Here is a 15,427-nt window from a genome sequence, read left to right as displayed (position 1 = left end):
TCAGAGGCGGACCATCAGCATCTGCGCGCGGGCGGCGATCGCCCAATTGAATCCAGACTCGCCGGTGACAGACACCACCAGCAGCGCGCCGGACATGGCCACACTGACCGACAACGCAATGCCGCCGGCAATTGAAATATCGGTTGGCGTGAGGTCGTAGAGCGTTGATGTCCCGCTGTATCGCACGATGGCCCCGCGATACTGGCGCACAAATCGCGCGCCGTCGCTGCGGTGGCCGGCAACCGTCATGTCAAGCGCCCACGTACCCACGTCCGGGGCCGGCTGTGAGTTGTTCACATCGTACAATTCGCCCGATGTGGCGCCACCGATCCACGCTTCCCCCAGCCACTCGACGCGCATGCACTTGTCGGTGTTCGCGCGCACATCAACCGAGCAGCCGACCGGCGCGTCAGTCGATGCCTCGCCAATGGCCATAGAGTTTCGGTAGAGGGTTTGCCCAAGCACGGCCAGCGACGCCCGGCCATGGGCTGCGCTTTCTGCGCCGACAGCCACCGCGTTTTCTTCGTAACACGCGGCGCCGCTACCAATCGCCAGAGATCCGAGCGACTCGGCATAGGGCGGCATCTCGACGCGCGGACGATGCGCAGGCAGACACACGGCCGGGGCGACCACCGACACCGTTACCGGCTCTGAAAAATCAACCTTTGGAACACTGGTGTCGCCGACGGCGTAGTCATGCCGAGACAACACAAAGTCGCGCGACATGCCGGTCAGGCCGACGCGCGTACCCTGGCCGACCTCCCACTCGCCGGAGGTCTCGCCAACAATGCAGTAGGTCACCACCGACACCCCTGCATCGGACATGGCCACATAGCCATCAGTGACAACCAAATTAGTCAGCGCCGACGTGCTCGGGTTGGTGTCGGTGCGCATCTGCACGCGGTCAAAAAGTTTCATCAGGATTCCTCGAAAACAATCTGCCAGCCGAATTCACCGGGGCCGGCGCTGCCTGTAGTGGTGGGCGGCTCGGCAAACCCGACCAGCTGCGGCCAGTACCAAACCGCGTAGCTGATGGCGCCGCCCACGGCGGTGCATGTGGCCACGTCGCCCACCAGAGACACAGCGGTTTCAACCTCTGCGCCACCGGCCAGACTGGCGCGGGCAAACGGGGCGTAACCGGCATCGGAGCGGCGGGTGGTTGGCAGGGTGATGGCCGGCGACTGCGAGCGGCGCGCGATCGGCATGTGACACTTGAGCGTCATCGGCAACGCGTAATCCAGATCGTCCAGCCCGAGCGGCGACCAGCCGTCGCCAGACAGCGTGACGCGAAGCTTGCCGGCCCACGCGGTTTGTTTGATGGCGCTGCCGTTGATGGTGCGGCGCAGGCTGCTCGCGCCAATCGGCTCGATCTGCTGCTCATAGCCCAACGCGGCGCGGAACGGCACGACGATGCCGCCTAGCTCGAATGATTTGCCGGCGTCGCTCATCGGCGGCCCCCCTTGAGTTTCGCCCTGCGAAGTGCGCGCTCGATGCCTTCCACCTCGGCCCCGGCGGCGGCGGCGCTGTAGCGTCCGAGTGCGCCGAAGTCGAGCACGACCGGCGTTTTGCCGGCGGCTTGTGTCGGTGCGCTGATGTTGGGTACGCGCAGATTGCTCACCAGGCCGCCAGACGCGTAGCCGCGCAGGCCACGCTTGTGCAGATCGGCCAGGTAGTTGATGCCGAGCCGCTTAACCGCCTCTTGCGGGAATACGTATTCCCCGCGATGGACGATGCCGGCCGGGGCGTATTTGCCGCCGTAGCCGGTGAAGCCTCCAGACGCGAAACCGCCGGATGCGCCGTTGCCCTGGAACGGGGCTGCGGACAGATTGCCGCTGCCTACATTGATCTTGACCTTCTCGGCCTCTTGCGCAAGCCGCTTGATGGCCGCCTCGATTTCAGCGACCTCGCGCTTGGCCTTCTCGACGCCGAGATTGATCTCAACGCCAGCGACCGATTTTTGAAGCTCGGCCAGTTGTGCGGCGACGCTCGCTATCTGCTGCTGCTGCGCCTGTGCCTGCTCGGTGAGCTGGTTCGCCTCGCCTTGCTTTAGCCCCGCCTCGGCTTTCTTCAACGCCTCGGCGGCTTCTCCGATGCGCTCGAAATTCTTCGCGGCGGTTTCGTTGTCCTGAATGCTTTCGGTCGCGGCGCTGGCTTCCTCAATCAACTTTTTTGCGCGCTCTGCGTACTCTGCGGCGGCTTTGGCGCGGCCGTCAATCGCTGCCACTTGTGCGGCGGCGGCGTAAAAACTGGCGTCGTCAGTAGCCTTGCTTGCCGTCGAAACGGCTTCGGCCTGCTGATCCTCTGGCGACATGTCTTGCGAGCGGCGGGCGTTGGCTTTTGACTGGTAGTCTGCGCGGGCTTCGGCTGCCTGCTTGAGCAGCGCGGTGGCTTCTTCGCCGGCCTTGCGAGCGCCATCGACGGACCCTTGCCATGCTTTTTGCAGGGCGTCGCGTAGTTTTTCGGCGTCTTTGATCTGCTCGGTCGTCGCCTTTTTTCGGGCGGCGGTTTCGGCGTCTGCAAGCCGGTCGTGTGCGGCTGATAGGCGTTCGAAAAGCTGTGTGCGCTTTTTCGCGCTCGCGTCGTCTGCGGCGTCGGCTTCGGCAAGCGCCTTTTTTCGCAGCTCGTAGTATGCGATTTGTCGCTGAGTTGAGGCGACCTCCTCCTCAATGTCGCGCAACAGCCCAGACTTGACGAGCGGGTTGTCGCTCGACAGCGCGCCGGCGCGGAGCGGCTCAAGCTCTGCCAGCTTTTTCTTTAGCTTCTCAGATTCCGCCGTGATGTCTTCCATGTCTTTGCCTAGCTTCCCAGCGCTCACAGAGGCGCGTACCTCAAGCGTCTCGAAAAACCCAAGCCCCGCGCGTTGCGCATCAACCAGTTCGTCAGACAGTCTCGCCAACGCAGGGATGACGCTATTGCCAAGCGACACTTTTAGCTGATTCATTGACCCGCTCAGGCGGGACATGTTGTCGTTAAAACGCTCTGACGCTTCTGCTAGATCGTCGGTAATCACCTCGCCGAACAGCTGAAACTCTTTGCGCATCGCCTCCATGCCGTCTTTGCCGAGCGACAGGAAGCTAGCTAGTTTTGTGCCACTCTTGCCGAGAATTTCGCGTACGCCATCAAGCCGCTCTGCGCCCTCGCCGGCATTGATAAACCCCTGCATCAAGTCGTCGAGAACTTCCCTGCCCTTGCGTAACGTCTTGTCTTCGTTCTGCACCGCCACGCCGAACTTGCTGAAAGCCTCAGCCGGAGCCGCTACGCCGTTGGCGGCATCGATCATGCTGGTGTTTAGCTTGTCCATCGCGATGGCGAACTCTTCCACGCTCACGCCGGACAGGTTCAATGCGTATTTGTACTCGCCAAGTTCTTCTGTTGTTAGGCCGACGCGGCGGCCCATCTTCGCCATGGCATCGGCGGTGTCGGCAATGCCATCGATGGCGCTCACGGAAAAGATGCCGGCCACGGCGGCGCCGAGCGCGGTGAAGCCCGGCAGACGCGCGGCGGTGGCGCTCAGGCCGGTTAGCCCGCCCTTGACTTTATCAATGGCGGTTAGCGCACCCTTGGGGTCGCCGGTGATGCGGATTTTTGTTTCAGGGCTTGCCATTTAGCATCTCGCACGCCATTTCAAACACCGGCCAGGGGTAATCCCACGCGCCGGGGTGGCCGGCGGTGATCACGATCAGGGCTGCGCGGGCGGTGTCTCGCGCGCTGCTGCCAGTGCCAGCGCCTGCCGGCCGATGATCTGATCGGCCATCCATGCCCGCACGCGAAAAAAAGGGGGGTTCAGATCTCGCGCGGCGCGCACGACATCGGCCAGCTCGATGTGCGTGTACTCTGCCAACTGATCGGCAGTGGCGTCGCTCATCATGGCGAGGTCATCTATCCCGCAATCGTCTAGCGCGAGGTCATACACCGGATTGCACGCCACCGCCCCGCTCAACTTGGCCTCGATACCCGCCTGCCAGTCATAGACCTCGCGCACAGTGAGCGTGCGCACATTGACGGTTAGCGTGCCGAGTTGGACGGGGATGGTGGCGGCCATGGCTTATTGCTCCTGACGGATGGCCACGTACTGCGACAAGCCGGTGCCAACGACCGTGGTGTCGGCCTCGACTGTGCAGGGCAGCGACAGGGTGGCGAAGGATTCGCTGATCGAATCCACGCCGGCCGGAGCCCCGACCTTGACCTTGTAATAGCGGCGCTGCATCTTTTTGCTATCGACGGCATTGACGCCGTCGAAAAACACGCTCACGGTCGGCGATGAGTCGGTCAGGGCCTGGATGATGTTTTCGGCCTTGGCGGTGTAGTCGATCAGGATGGCGTCGCCGTCAGACACCCCGCCAGTCGTGAGCGTGCTGGCAAACGTGATGGCGGAGCCACTGACGGTGTAGTCGGCGCTCAACACGGTGGTGGCGCCGGCCGTGATGACAACTGTTTGCGTGTCGTCACAGATGCGGTCGAGCACGACCACCCCCCCCGCGTGCAGTGTGTGCGCCTCGTCGGTCACGGCAGTGGTCAGATCGGCCGCCGAGGTGCCCCACAGCGCGAGCGCGAGGTTGTCGGCGGTGAAATCGTGCATGTCGATTTGCAGGGTAAAACCGCTGATGCGCGAAATCGACGCATACACGCCGCCCGCGGGGGTGCGGTAGTTGGTTTGCTCTTGCTTGTCTTCGGTAAATGCGTCTTGCACCACCGAGTTGTTGCCGGTGTCGCGGAAATTGCGGGCGGAAAACGTCGCCGCGCTGGCGTACGGTGCGATATAGACGATCCCGGCGCCTTTGAATGCGGCCATGTCGTGCTCCTTTACGTGTTTCCGGTGACAAACACCGGGACGGAAAACGAAAACTCGACCCGCCAGATGCGCCCGTCGTAGGCCATGGGGGTGGGCGAATGGATGAACTGCGCGAAGCGCCCGGGCGCGTAGGCCCAGCCGGCGATCTGCGCCAGTGCGTCGTCAAAAAACTGGTAGCCGGCGGACTCGTCGGCAGTGCTCAGGCGCTCCTGGTCGAACTCGACGAACAGCGTGTATTGCGCCACCAGCGCGGCGGTGCGCCCGCTCTGCTCGGCCGGATACACGCCTTGCGGAACGATCCGCGCGAGGATGGCCGGCGCGCTGTCGGTCAGGTCTTCGTAGCTGTAGCCGGTGACCATCTCGATACCCGCCGGCAGCACGGCACGAATGCGCGCATCTACCAGGGTGTTGAGCGCGAGAATGCCGACGCTCATACAAGCACCAGTTCAACCACCGACTCCAGCCCGTCGAGAAGACGCGCTGGCGGTTTTTTGGTGGTCTTGTAGGTCACGCCGTCAATCACCAGCGTTTCGCCAGCGTCTAGCGTGGTGCTGCTGAGGTAGCGCAACTGCCGGTCGGTAGCGGTAGCGCTGCCAAAAACCGTGTCGTCCTCGACCGAGATCATGGCGAGGAAGTCGGGCGCTCCATTGGACCGGCTCACGGTGGAGCCAAAATCCTCATAGAGCGCGGCGAGGTCTTTGGCGGCGCTGTCCATTACTCGGCCTGCTCGGCGTCGGCTTCGGGCGCAGGCTCGGCCGGGGCTTTCGCGTCGGCTTTGCCAGCAACAACGACGGCGCCGCACGCGATCAGCGCGGCGGCCTGCTCGTCTGTCAAGGGGATCGTGTCGCCCTCGGCATACGGCTTGCCGTCGTGCTCGATCTGGCATGTGGCTTCGTGTTTTGCCTTGGCCATGACCGCCCCTTTACGCAACCGCGTTTTCGAAGAAGTAGCCGAGGTCGTCTGCGGTGATGACTTCTTTCACCGTATCGACCACCTGCACAACCTCGGCACCGTCAGACCCGACTTTCTCGTCAAACCAGCTGCGCACGCGCAGGCCGTCGCCGGACTGGGCCGTGAAGCCGAAGGTGGTTGCGTTGGCAGTGCTGCTGACCGGCTCTTGATAGATCAGCGCGCAGTGCTTGCCCCAGGTGCGGGAGAGCGTCATGGCCTGGCCTTTTTTCGCGCCGTTGATGAACGCCTGGCCAACATAGATGTTGTCGATTTCGAGCAACGCGGCGAGCTGTTCGCGGCTGATCATGCCTTGCGCGTCGGACCCGGCGCCGGTGCCTTTGACGGCCTCTACGATTTTCGGGTGCTGGCGCAGGATGGTCCAGACGGCCTGGCCGATGGTCAGCGCGTTGGGGCGCATGATCATGCCGTCCATTTTTGTCAGGATCGCGCTCAGCGGGTTGCTGTTGCTGTAGTCGCTCCATTGGCTGGTGCCGGACAGAACGACCTTGTTACCGGTGGCGTAGTTGGCGGCGTTGAACACCATGCCGGCCACGCGGCGCTCGCGGTCGAGCGTTACAAGCCGGGTCAGGTTTTCGGTGGCGGTGGCCAGCGGGTCAATATTGGTGCCTTCGGCTTTGCGCATGTCCGACAGCGGCACCTTGTCCTTCAGGCCATAATCCTGAGTGGAATCGTCCATGCGGGTGGCGGTGAATTCGACTTCGTTCGCTTCGCTCTTGCGGCCAAGCTTGGTGTCGGGCACCGAGAATGCGGCGTCCTTCTGGTGTTTGTGCCAGAAAAATTCATCGTGGGCATCGACACGCGGCAGCACCAAATCCTGAATCAGGTTCTGATTGCGATACGCGAGCGCGACGGCGGTCAGTTGCGGATTGACCGGGATGGGGGATTGAGTAGCCATTTGCGTTTATCTCCTATGCGCTCGGCGATCAGTACATGCTCGGTGCGACGTTGACCGGGATGATGTCGCCGGCGGCGGTGGCGGATGCCATGGCCACGCCGATGACGGCGTTGCCAGACGCGGCGGCAACCACGCGGCCCGATGCGTCGGACGTGAGGCGTGCGCCTCGGGTCACGGCGGCGCCGGCTTCGGCCTCGCCTACTCCGTTGACGATGACGTCGACGGTGTCGCCCGCATCGGCTTGGCCGAGGTTGTCGGCCAGTCCAACGCTGGTATCGGTAGCGGCGGCAGCCTGGACGGCGTAACCGTCAGCGGAGCCAAACTTGACGACGCGGTACGGCAACACGGCGGCCTCTGCCACCAGCGCCTTGATCAGTACGGGGTTGCCCATGTCAGGCCTCCTTTTTCAGCAGTTGCATGGCTTGTGCCACGGTGATGTTTCGGCCTGCGGCTTTTTCGCTGGCGACGCGGGAGGCGGCAGCAGCGGCCAGCGCACGCGGGTCAATGACCTGGGCGGCGGCGTGGTCGGGGGCTTCGGCGTGCGGCACCGGGGCGGGGGCCTCGGCGTGCATGTTGGTGTAGGCGTCGGCGCGCAATTTGCGCTCGGCGGCGAGCACTTGCACGGCGGCCTCGGGGCCGCTGGTGATGCCGTCGAATTTCAGCGACGCGATCAGCTTTTCGTGGCCGGGCACACACTGCGCCTCAACCGACTGAATGCGTTCGCGCTCGGCTGCGGCACCGGCAGCGCGGCCGGCGGCTTCACCCTCGGCGCGTGCGGTGTCAAGGTCGGCTTGTGCAAAGGCGGTTTCCGCCGTCAGCTCCACGCCGTTGATTTGCTCAGACATAGCTTGGCCTCCTGTCTTTAGAGCGTTGCGGGCGGGAAGCCCATAGGCCCGAGTCGGACGCTTGGCGGCCAGCTCGGCAATGATTTGATCTGCGGTTGCCACGCGGTCGGCCAGCCCGGCCTTGACGGCGGCGGCACCGCGATACACGGCGGCCTCGGTGGCGCGCACGGCGGCGGTGCTCATGCGGCGATTGGCTGCCACGGCATCGACGAACATCTCGTAAAGGCTGTTGATCTCGGCTTGGTAGTCGGCGCGGACGGCTTCGGGCAGCGGCGCGTGCGGATTGCCATCGACCTTGTGAGCGCCGGCATAGATGTATTCCACACTGACGCCGCTATTCGCCAGCGCGCGCGACATGTCGACATGCCGCATGACGACGCCAATCGATCCGACGTAGCCGGTGCTGGCAATGGCAACCGAGTCGGCCGCGCATGCGCCGAGATAGCCGGCCGAAGCGGCCAGGCTGTCTGCAATGGCGACCATCGGTTTTTTGCCGCGCAGTGCGGCCATGCGCTCGGCCCACTCGAATGCGCCATTGACTTCGCCACCGGGGGAGTCGAACGACAGCAGCACGGCATGCACGTCGGCATTGGCCATGGCGTCTTCGACGTCCATCGACAACGAGTTGTAACCGAGCAGGAAGCTGCTATCGGCGGTCATGCGGCTGCGATGCACGAGCGCGCCATTGACGTTGAGCACGGCCACGCCATCAACAACCTGATAGCCGCGATCTTCTGACCGGGCGCCGCGCCGCGTGCTGAACATGTCGGCCGGCAACTGCATGCCAGCGGCCAAGCCGGCTGCGGCCATCGCGGGCGCGTCGTCAAGCCCGAGCAGGCGCGGCCCGAGACCGGCAATGATCGCATCCAGCTTTTGCGGGTGGATCATCAGCGGCGTATTGAAAATACGCGCGGCCAGGTGCGGGAAGGGTACGGCGTTTTGTGTCACGGGCAACCCATGCGGTTTGCGATGGGTGCCATTTTTTCAGTTGTGCTGTCTCATGTTCAGGCGAAGATGTGACAGGGCATCATGTTTTCTTGACGCGCACACGCATACGCCGAACATCGACCAGAGAACCAGCGGCGATGGTGTTAGTCAGTTCGTAGTCGGTATATTTTCCGCTGGCAATCGTGCCGCCAGACACAAGCACCGAGGTTACGCCGTCCGCGTCCTGCGGGGCAGAAATACTGATGCCAGGCTCGGCGGCCCAAACGCTTGAGTCAAGCGCGGTGGCTTGCGCTGAGGCCAACCACTCAGACCAATCAAAGCCGACATCCAGAGACGCGCCGGGGTCTTTTTCCCAATATGCGCCGTCTGCATCAAAAACAATCGCGGGTGCGCTCATGCTGCCATCCAGTGTTTAGAGGTTGCAGAAATCCGACGCAACGGCGACGGCACGACCCGCAACCGCGCAGGCGGCATCGCGCGTGGCGCGGATGCAACAAACGAGCCCGCCGCCGCAGCTTGCGCAAGCGCATCGCCAGACAAACTGATTTTTGCGGTAAGCGACGCAGATGCAGCAGCGATTGACGCGGACGCTCCGTCTAGCGCCAGAGCAATCGTTAGCTCTCCGGTCGCGGATGAAACGCTGGCGCCAGCGCCAGCCAAAATGATTGGCACGCCAAGGCCGCCTGCTCCAACGGCTTGCGCTGATGCCGAGCCGACTAGATCAATGGCAGTATCCAGCGACGCCGCCGCCCCAGCCTGACCGGCCGCCGACCCCGCCAAACCTTGCGGCGCAGTCGTCAGTCCGGCCATCGCCAGCGCCTCGGCAACGGCCGCGCCGTTGAGGCGGATGGCCACCGTGACGTTGCCAGAGGCCGACGCCACCGCCGCCGCAGCGCCCTCAAGCCCGCTGCCTGCTGAAAGCGCAGCCGAGGCCATAGCCGAGCCAAGCGCCGCACCATCCAGGCGTATTTCAGTCGTCAGTGCGCCACCGGCCACGCTCGCAGTTACCGCCGCACCGGTTAGGTTGATGCCTGTTGTGATGGCGCCGGCCGCGGTGGCGACGGAGAGAGCGGCGCCGGCGAGACTGACGCCTCCTGCCGACAATGGCGTGCGCTGCAACGCCAGCACGCCGCTGCCAGAACTGCGGTGCAACCCCCAGACGGCCGCCATGTCAGCCGCTCACCTGGACGGGCGCCGCGAAGCTGGCGCAGTCGGCCAGCGTGCCGTCTGTGTCAGACAGGACCAGGAACCCGATCTGCCCATCTGTCAGCGCCGTGCCGACAACTGACAGCGTGATGTTTCCGCTGCCGTCCGTGCTGGCCCCCGTCCCGACAGCGGTCGGGGTCGTGAAGTTTTCAGGCAGCGGTTGATCGAAAAACGCCCATCGCAATCCCGTAACGCTGGCCGCTGGCGCACCGCCGACCCGGTCGATTATGCTCAACACAACATCTCGCACAACAACGGCCACCGCTACGTCGGCATCCGTCGATTGCATGGGTAACGGCAGCGTGGAGTTGTCCAGCACAGCACCAGACATGTCCGGGAACGCGCCATAGCCGTAGCGCACAGTCGGCGTGCCGGCAATGGGCGACGCAAGCGCCAGCCGCACGGTGGACGCGGCTTGACGCACTGCACTGCTGATCGTGACGGGCGTACCGTCGTCGAGCACCTGAAATCCCGTAATACCGGTCGCCGGGGCGATGTCTGTACCGCCCGCCGCTGTCAGCGTCACATCAACAGTCGTGGTATTGACAAGTGACGCGCCAGAGATCGTTGGCCCGCCAGATGTCGCAACATCGCCCAGACCATGCGCCAGCGCCCTTGCGATCCGCTGTCCGATGACTGCCGAGCCGGCTGCCGTGAAGTGCTGGCCATCAACTTGGTGCTCCGCGTCAAGCGTGATTGCCGCGTAGTTGTTGGCCTCGGTCGTCGCCTCGATGTGCGCGTCTCGAATCGCCTCCCACGGCGCATCAGTGCCGCCAGACTTGCCGCCGAGCACACCGATTGCGATGGGTAGTGAGGCGCCGTAGTCCGAACGAAGTTGCGCAAACATCGCGTCCATGCCGGACTTGTACGTTGCCCGAGCCGTCGCCCCTACAGCGTCTGCGTCGCCTTGGAACCAGATGAAGCCAGATAGACCTTGCCCGGCCGCAGTGACTTTTGCTTCCCAGTCTGTGTAGTTCGTGGTCTTTCCGGCCGACCACCAGGACGCAAGCGCAGTGCCGCCGAGCCCCGTGAGGATCAGCGCAACGGGGGCATCTGCATACGCAACAAGCTGCGTCGCGAGCGCGTTTTGACCTTCTCCCGTCGACGGGATGGCCGCCCACGCAGAGCCGTTATGAATAAAGGCGCGGCTGTCCGGCGTGCCGGTGCCCAGCGTGATCAGGTTGCCCATGTGAGACTGGCCGAAGCCGCCGATCACATAGCCCACGCCCCACAGAACAGCTTGAGAATCAGTAGTTGTAACGTCATTCGCTTTACGCACGTCAGCGAAGTAGAGTCCGCCCTTCGGCACTGTGACCGGGCCCGAGAACGCACCCGCGGCGGACGATGCCTGAAGCGTTTGCCAGTCGACGATGACATTCAACAGCACGTCTCTGATCCGCACTTCGAGCGTATCCGTCGCGCCAGTATGCGAGCCGCCTACTGTAACCACCGAGCTTCCGCTGGAGCCCTCATAAACGCGCACAGGCTGCTCATCGAGCGTGATGGTGTCGCCACTACCGCCAGATCCTTCGTAAAACACCGCCATGCCAAGTGCTGCGGCGGCACTGATATTCAGCGTGACAACCATATCGCCCGTTGATCCGGCCGATGCGCGAATTGCATCGGCCTCTGCCATGGCGTATGACAGTGCTGCCGATCGTTGGTAGTCCAGTCGCTCGATCCATTGTCCGGCCGTCGGGTCGGTCGCGAGGTCAGTCGCGCCAGATGCGCCGGATGGGTCAGTGGCCGCAAACGAGACTGTGGCGCGCGCGGCGGCAAGTGCGTGCGCGCCGATCACCAGCGCACCGGCCACTGGCGTGGTCAGACCGGTCGGCAGAGTGTGCGTCGTGGATACGGTGTTGCTGGCAACCGCAACCGAGTCTGAGAACGTAAAATCGCCCGTCGACGGTCGGTAGCGCAGGACGTGACCTGTTGCGCTTGACCCGCCAGTGCGAGTAAATAGCAGCCCAGGCGCACTGGCGCCTCGCTTGATCCACCACCAACTGAGTGACGCCTGCGCAGTATTGGCGCCGATCACGCCATTGAGTTGCGCCCAGCCGGCAGGCGCCGTAAACGCGCCCGGCCCAGGGTGCGAGATTTCCGCAATCAGCAGGTCATTGGCTTGCGACCCGGCCGGCTCGAACAGCGTTAGATCACCGCCGCCGCTACCTCCGTTAGTAGGGGCGCCGATTACTGGTGCGGACCATGTCATTGCGGCGCGCTCAGTTGTCGATCTGGAACGTCAGCGCGCCCACACCAAAGCTCGGTGCGGCGTCGCCGTTGTTGATGGTCTTCGGGGTGGTCAGTGCGGCATACACGAGCAGATTGCCGCCGGTGGCCGCGTCGAAGATACCCCAGTGCGTGACGCTGCCCCAGTTCGCCGACGGCGCAGGAAAGGTGAGTGCGCCCGCGTTGCTGGTGGTGCCGTTGCCGCCGACTGTAGCGGCCCAATTCGCATCGCTCGGTGCCGAAGCGACGCGCGCGTAGCTGCCGCCGGTTACCTCGGTGCCGCCGCCTGCCTCGCCGGGGGCTGCGGTGAACAGGCCGACATGCAACCCGGACGGCTTGGTGAATGAGCCGGTGCGGAAAATGTGCTTGATGGTTTCGTCTTCGGCGTAGTTGGTGAGTGCGCCCATGGTTGAGGCTCCTTACGGTTTCAGCCGTCGTGTCTCGACGGCGAGTTTTACAAACGGGCTGCGCTGAGTGCGCAGAATGACCGGGTGCCACATCCGCAACAGGCCGGCTTGCGCGGTGCTGCACGCGCCCATCCACAACGAGCACCACCAGAGCGGGGTCATTTATGCTGCTCCGGGGTGGCTTGCCAGCGGGGGCGGTAGATGTCTTGCTCCATGCGCTGCAGCCGCTGTTTGATTTCTAGCAGCGCGGTGCTGATGTGCTTTAGCTCGTTTTCTTGTTTTGCGTCTGAGATGTACAGCACCAGGCCGGCGCTTAGCGCGCCGATGACGGCGGCTTTGGCGACCTCTTGCACGAGCGGCGAGGTGTTTGCCACGACGGCGGCCATGGAGATATGGTCGAGCCATTCGGCCTTAATCACTGCCGCGAATCCTTGACGCGGCTGCCGTGGCTGGAGCCGAACAAAAAGGCAAGCACCGTTCCGATCGAGCCAATCACGACGCCGGTGATTACCATGGCTTTGACTTCGTTCGAAAAGCCTTCGCCGGTAATGACGATGCCGGCTAGGATGTAGCTTGCGACAACTACCAGCACGGCGATACCGCCGATGATGTAGAGCCAGCGCGGGTCTGTGGCCATGAGTTGGGCGTTGCGATCCATGGCGGCGGTGCGGCTTTTTTCGTCGGCCTCGATTAGCATGAGCAGGTCTCCCATTTGCATTCGCACCCCAGCGCGGAACGCGTCGGCGTCTTGCGGGTTTTCTGCGATGGCTCGGGCGGCGCCTTCTGCGGTGTTTTCGCTGGTTGCTTCCATGGCGATCTTGGCGACCACCTCGGCGGCTTGGGCGTTTTGCTCGGATTTCTTTCCGCCAAAAATGCGGATCAGGTCGGGTGCTGCCTGGATGAGCGCCGGCAGCGCGGCGAGGGCAAATGCGGGCATGGGTTCGATCTCCGTAACAGGCGTCGGGGTGGCCTCGACCACTGGCGCGGGTTGCTGCTTGAGCGCGGCAAGTGCGCGAGCGTGGCGGGCGTTGCGGTCGGCCGCGCCGTTGGTGCCGCCATTGATGCGGCGGGTGATGGTGTCAAACTGACCTGCATCGGCGAGCGCGTTGAGGTTGTGGGTGTGCCAGTACCAGCCGGCACACAGGGCGGCGAATCGTGGCGTTTCGAGCAGTTCGGGCTGTGCGACGCAATCAATGCCGAGGCTGGTGGCGAGTTGGGTGTAGTTGTGCCGCCCGGTGATCTGGATCAGCCCGCGACCACGGAAGCGCGAGCCGTCGCCGGGTTCTATGTTGCCGAGCTCGGCGCGGCCTTCGTAGCGGCGCTGGGCGTCGGTCGGCCCCCATAGTTCGCTGGCGTATCGAAAACTGCCTGACTCGTGGCCGATCTGCGCCAGGAAGGCGGCGAGCCTGGCCGGGGTGTCGATGGCGTAGCGGCGCGCGGTGGCGGCCAGCGGCGCGCAGTAGGTGTCAGCCGCAGAACGCGTGCAGCCGACAGCGGCGACCAGCAGCGCCGGGGTGATGGTCGGGGTGGTGGCGTCAATCGCCATTGCCGGCCTCGTCGACGGGCTGCGGGGCGGTGGGGGCGGGTTCTTTTTCGACGATCAGCCCGGCCTCTTTGCGGGCGGCGTGTTCTCTGACGCGTTGGCGGTGCTTGTCTTCCCAGCTCTGGCCATCGTGCAGCAGGCTTTCGGCGGCGACGGTGCTGATGCCGATGTCGATGCGGCCTTTGGCTGCGTTGACGTCTTTAAGCGGGTCGATGGTGCCCATGCCGTCGCCAACCCATTCCGCGCCACGATAGGCCATGCGGCGCACCGGGTCGGAGAAATAGCCGGGGGCCGAGATGCGGCCAGAGGCCACGGCTTCGTCTAACCACATCTCAAAGATGGGCTGGCAGAATTCGCCCACCAGCCACGCGCGGCGCTCGCGGAAAAAGCGCCAGGCGTCGAGCATGGCCGCCTTGCTGGCGCTGTAGCTGCTCTGGTATTTCTTGATCAGCACCTCGTGCGGGATCTGCAACACCGCGCCGATCTGGTGAATGATGGACTGTACGAACGGGTCGAACTGCGAATTCGGGCGGCCGGGGTTGGCGGTTTCAATGCTCTCGCCTTCGGCCAGGCCGACAGCGGTGCCGTTGCCAAGTTGGCCATTCCATCCGCCATCATCGGCTGATGCGGCGCCGGGCAGCATGTCGTCGGGGCCGGTACCGGGTTCGGACTTGATGAACACGGTGAACATGCCGCTGATGACGGCGGCCATTAGCTCGGCCTCGGTGTATCGTTCGAGCTGCTTGAGCGGCTCGATCACCTCGGACAGCCACGGCGGCGTGCGGGTTTGCCCGATGCGCTTTGGGTCGCCCATCAGCCAAGCATTGCGGCGGCCGTTGGCCGACGTGGCAGGCACTCGCGCCCAGGTGTTTGCGGCGCCATAGAACCGACTGCCGGGGTGGCGTGCGGCCACTTGGTAGGCGATGGCCTCGCCATAAGCGCCAATCTCAACGCCACCGACAAGCCCGGCGCGGTCGCGCTGGTTGGCTGGGTTGCATACCCGATGCCCTTCGACAAGTTGCACGCACAGCCGATATGGGCGGCCAGGCCGGGCAATGCTCGGCGTCAATACGAGGGTGTCGCCAACCTCAAGCGTGCTGCGAAAGGCCAGCGATTGCAGGCGGTAGAAGTTGAGTTTTCGGCCGGCGTCAATGTCGCGCGACTCGGCAAACAGCTTGAATTCTCGCTCGGTGGTGTCCTGCCACGCCTTTGCGGCATCGTCGGTCATGCCGAGCACGGCGGCGTGAATGCGGCTATTCAGCGCAAGGCCGGTGCCGACGACGTTGAGAACATTGGTGGCGATGGCGCCGGAGGCGATGGGCGAATTCTGGATCAGCGAACTTGACGCGGCGCGCAGTGCGTCGAGGCCCGGCATGGTGGCGGCGTCGGCGTCGAGCACGCGGGCGCCCCACCCCGCCATGGCTCGACGCGATCGGTCTGCGCCGTGATAGCTACCAGCGACCGACATGCTCATGCGTGCGTGCATGCGCTTGGCGCCCCACTGCGGCGAGACGCTTGAAATGGCGCGGTCGAGCCAGTTGCCTTGCGTGGCTTGCGCGAGACCGAAGGTTTGCGGGCGGCGCGACATGG

18 protein-coding genes are annotated in these 15,427 nt (G+C 64.1%); all 18 read right to left on the bottom strand.

Going from position 1 to position 15,427, the window contains the following annotated elements:
• Window positions 1-918 carry a hypothetical protein gene (locus FHP91_RS13765; protein ID WP_144310149.1) on the bottom strand — a complete coding sequence of 306 codons (918 nt, stop codon included), beginning with the start codon at window positions 916-918 and terminating at the stop codon, window positions 1-3.
• Complete coding sequence (locus FHP91_RS13760) at window positions 918-1,448, bottom strand: hypothetical protein (RefSeq protein WP_144310148.1); 531 nt, start codon at window positions 1,446-1,448, stop codon at window positions 918-920. Before FHP91_RS13760 ends, FHP91_RS13765 begins: the two co-directional genes overlap by 1 nt.
• Entirely contained in the window at window positions 1,445-3,604 is a 2,160-nt protein-coding gene (locus FHP91_RS13755; protein WP_144310147.1) for a hypothetical protein, read from the bottom strand. The genes FHP91_RS13760 and FHP91_RS13755 overlap by 4 nt, the downstream gene beginning before the upstream one ends.
• 75 nt (window positions 3,605-3,679) lie before the next feature.
• Entirely contained in the window at window positions 3,680-4,042 is a 363-nt protein-coding gene (locus FHP91_RS13750) for a hypothetical protein (protein WP_144310146.1), read from the bottom strand.
• A 3-nt stretch (window positions 4,043-4,045) separates the two neighbouring features.
• Window positions 4,046-4,792, bottom strand: a complete 747-nt coding sequence (locus FHP91_RS13745) for a phage tail tube protein (RefSeq protein WP_144310145.1) — start codon at window positions 4,790-4,792, stop codon at window positions 4,046-4,048.
• 11 nt (window positions 4,793-4,803) lie between these two features.
• Complete coding sequence (locus FHP91_RS13740) at window positions 4,804-5,226, bottom strand: hypothetical protein (RefSeq protein WP_144310144.1); 423 nt, start codon at window positions 5,224-5,226, stop codon at window positions 4,804-4,806.
• Window positions 5,223-5,507 carry a hypothetical protein gene (locus tag FHP91_RS13735; protein ID WP_144310143.1) on the bottom strand — a complete coding sequence of 95 codons (285 nt, stop codon included), beginning with the start codon at window positions 5,505-5,507 and terminating at the stop codon, window positions 5,223-5,225. Before FHP91_RS13735 ends, FHP91_RS13740 begins: the two co-directional genes overlap by 4 nt.
• A complete protein-coding gene (locus tag FHP91_RS13730; RefSeq protein WP_144310142.1) occupies window positions 5,507-5,704 on the bottom strand; it encodes a DUF7210 family protein in 198 nt (65 codons plus the stop codon). The genes FHP91_RS13735 and FHP91_RS13730 overlap by 1 nt, the downstream gene beginning before the upstream one ends.
• Before the next feature lie 10 nt (window positions 5,705-5,714).
• Window positions 5,715-6,659 (bottom strand): phage capsid protein, encoded by a 945-nt coding sequence (locus FHP91_RS13725; RefSeq protein ID WP_144310141.1) that lies wholly within the window; start codon window positions 6,657-6,659, stop codon window positions 5,715-5,717.
• A 28-nt stretch (window positions 6,660-6,687) separates the two neighbouring features.
• A complete protein-coding gene (locus tag FHP91_RS13720; protein WP_144310140.1) occupies window positions 6,688-7,050 on the bottom strand; it encodes a DUF2190 family protein in 363 nt (120 codons plus the stop codon).
• Between the two features lies 1 nt (window position 7,051).
• Window positions 7,052-8,452 carry a S49 family peptidase gene (locus FHP91_RS13715; RefSeq protein ID WP_222105213.1) on the bottom strand — a complete coding sequence of 467 codons (1,401 nt, stop codon included), beginning with the start codon at window positions 8,450-8,452 and terminating at the stop codon, window positions 7,052-7,054.
• A gap of 79 nt (window positions 8,453-8,531) precedes the next feature.
• On the bottom strand, window positions 8,532-8,849 hold the full coding sequence (locus FHP91_RS13710; protein ID WP_144310139.1) for a phage fiber-tail adaptor protein: 318 nt from the start codon (window positions 8,847-8,849) through the stop codon (window positions 8,532-8,534).
• Complete coding sequence (locus FHP91_RS13705) at window positions 8,846-9,622, bottom strand: hypothetical protein (protein ID WP_144310138.1); 777 nt, start codon at window positions 9,620-9,622, stop codon at window positions 8,846-8,848. Before FHP91_RS13705 ends, FHP91_RS13710 begins: the two co-directional genes overlap by 4 nt.
• Window position 9,623: 1 nt before the next feature.
• The gene (locus tag FHP91_RS13700; protein ID WP_144310137.1) at window positions 9,624-11,870 is read right to left on the bottom strand and encodes a sialate O-acetylesterase; all 2,247 of its coding nucleotides are present in this window, start codon (window positions 11,868-11,870) and stop codon (window positions 9,624-9,626) included.
• A 10-nt stretch (window positions 11,871-11,880) separates the two neighbouring features.
• On the bottom strand, window positions 11,881-12,294 hold the full coding sequence (locus tag FHP91_RS13695; protein WP_144310136.1) for a phage tail fiber protein: 414 nt from the start codon (window positions 12,292-12,294) through the stop codon (window positions 11,881-11,883).
• Between the two features lie 158 nt (window positions 12,295-12,452).
• On the bottom strand, window positions 12,453-12,713 hold the full coding sequence (locus FHP91_RS13690) for a hypothetical protein (RefSeq protein ID WP_144310135.1): 261 nt from the start codon (window positions 12,711-12,713) through the stop codon (window positions 12,453-12,455).
• On the bottom strand, window positions 12,710-13,840 hold the full coding sequence (locus FHP91_RS13685) for a glycoside hydrolase family 19 protein (RefSeq protein ID WP_144310134.1): 1,131 nt from the start codon (window positions 13,838-13,840) through the stop codon (window positions 12,710-12,712). The genes FHP91_RS13690 and FHP91_RS13685 overlap by 4 nt, the downstream gene beginning before the upstream one ends.
• Window positions 13,830-15,425, bottom strand: coding sequence for a phage portal protein (locus FHP91_RS13680; protein ID WP_144310133.1), 1,596 nt, complete (start codon window positions 15,423-15,425; stop codon window positions 13,830-13,832). The genes FHP91_RS13685 and FHP91_RS13680 overlap by 11 nt, the downstream gene beginning before the upstream one ends.
• Window positions 15,426-15,427 lie beyond the last annotated feature (2 nt).

This window comes from Denitromonas halophila, from assembly GCF_007625155.1.
GTDB classification, from domain to species: domain Bacteria; phylum Pseudomonadota; class Gammaproteobacteria; order Burkholderiales; family Rhodocyclaceae; genus Nitrogeniibacter; species Nitrogeniibacter halophilus.
The sequence above is the reverse complement of the archived record's forward strand: the minus strand, read 5'-3'. Positions and strand labels throughout refer to the sequence as shown.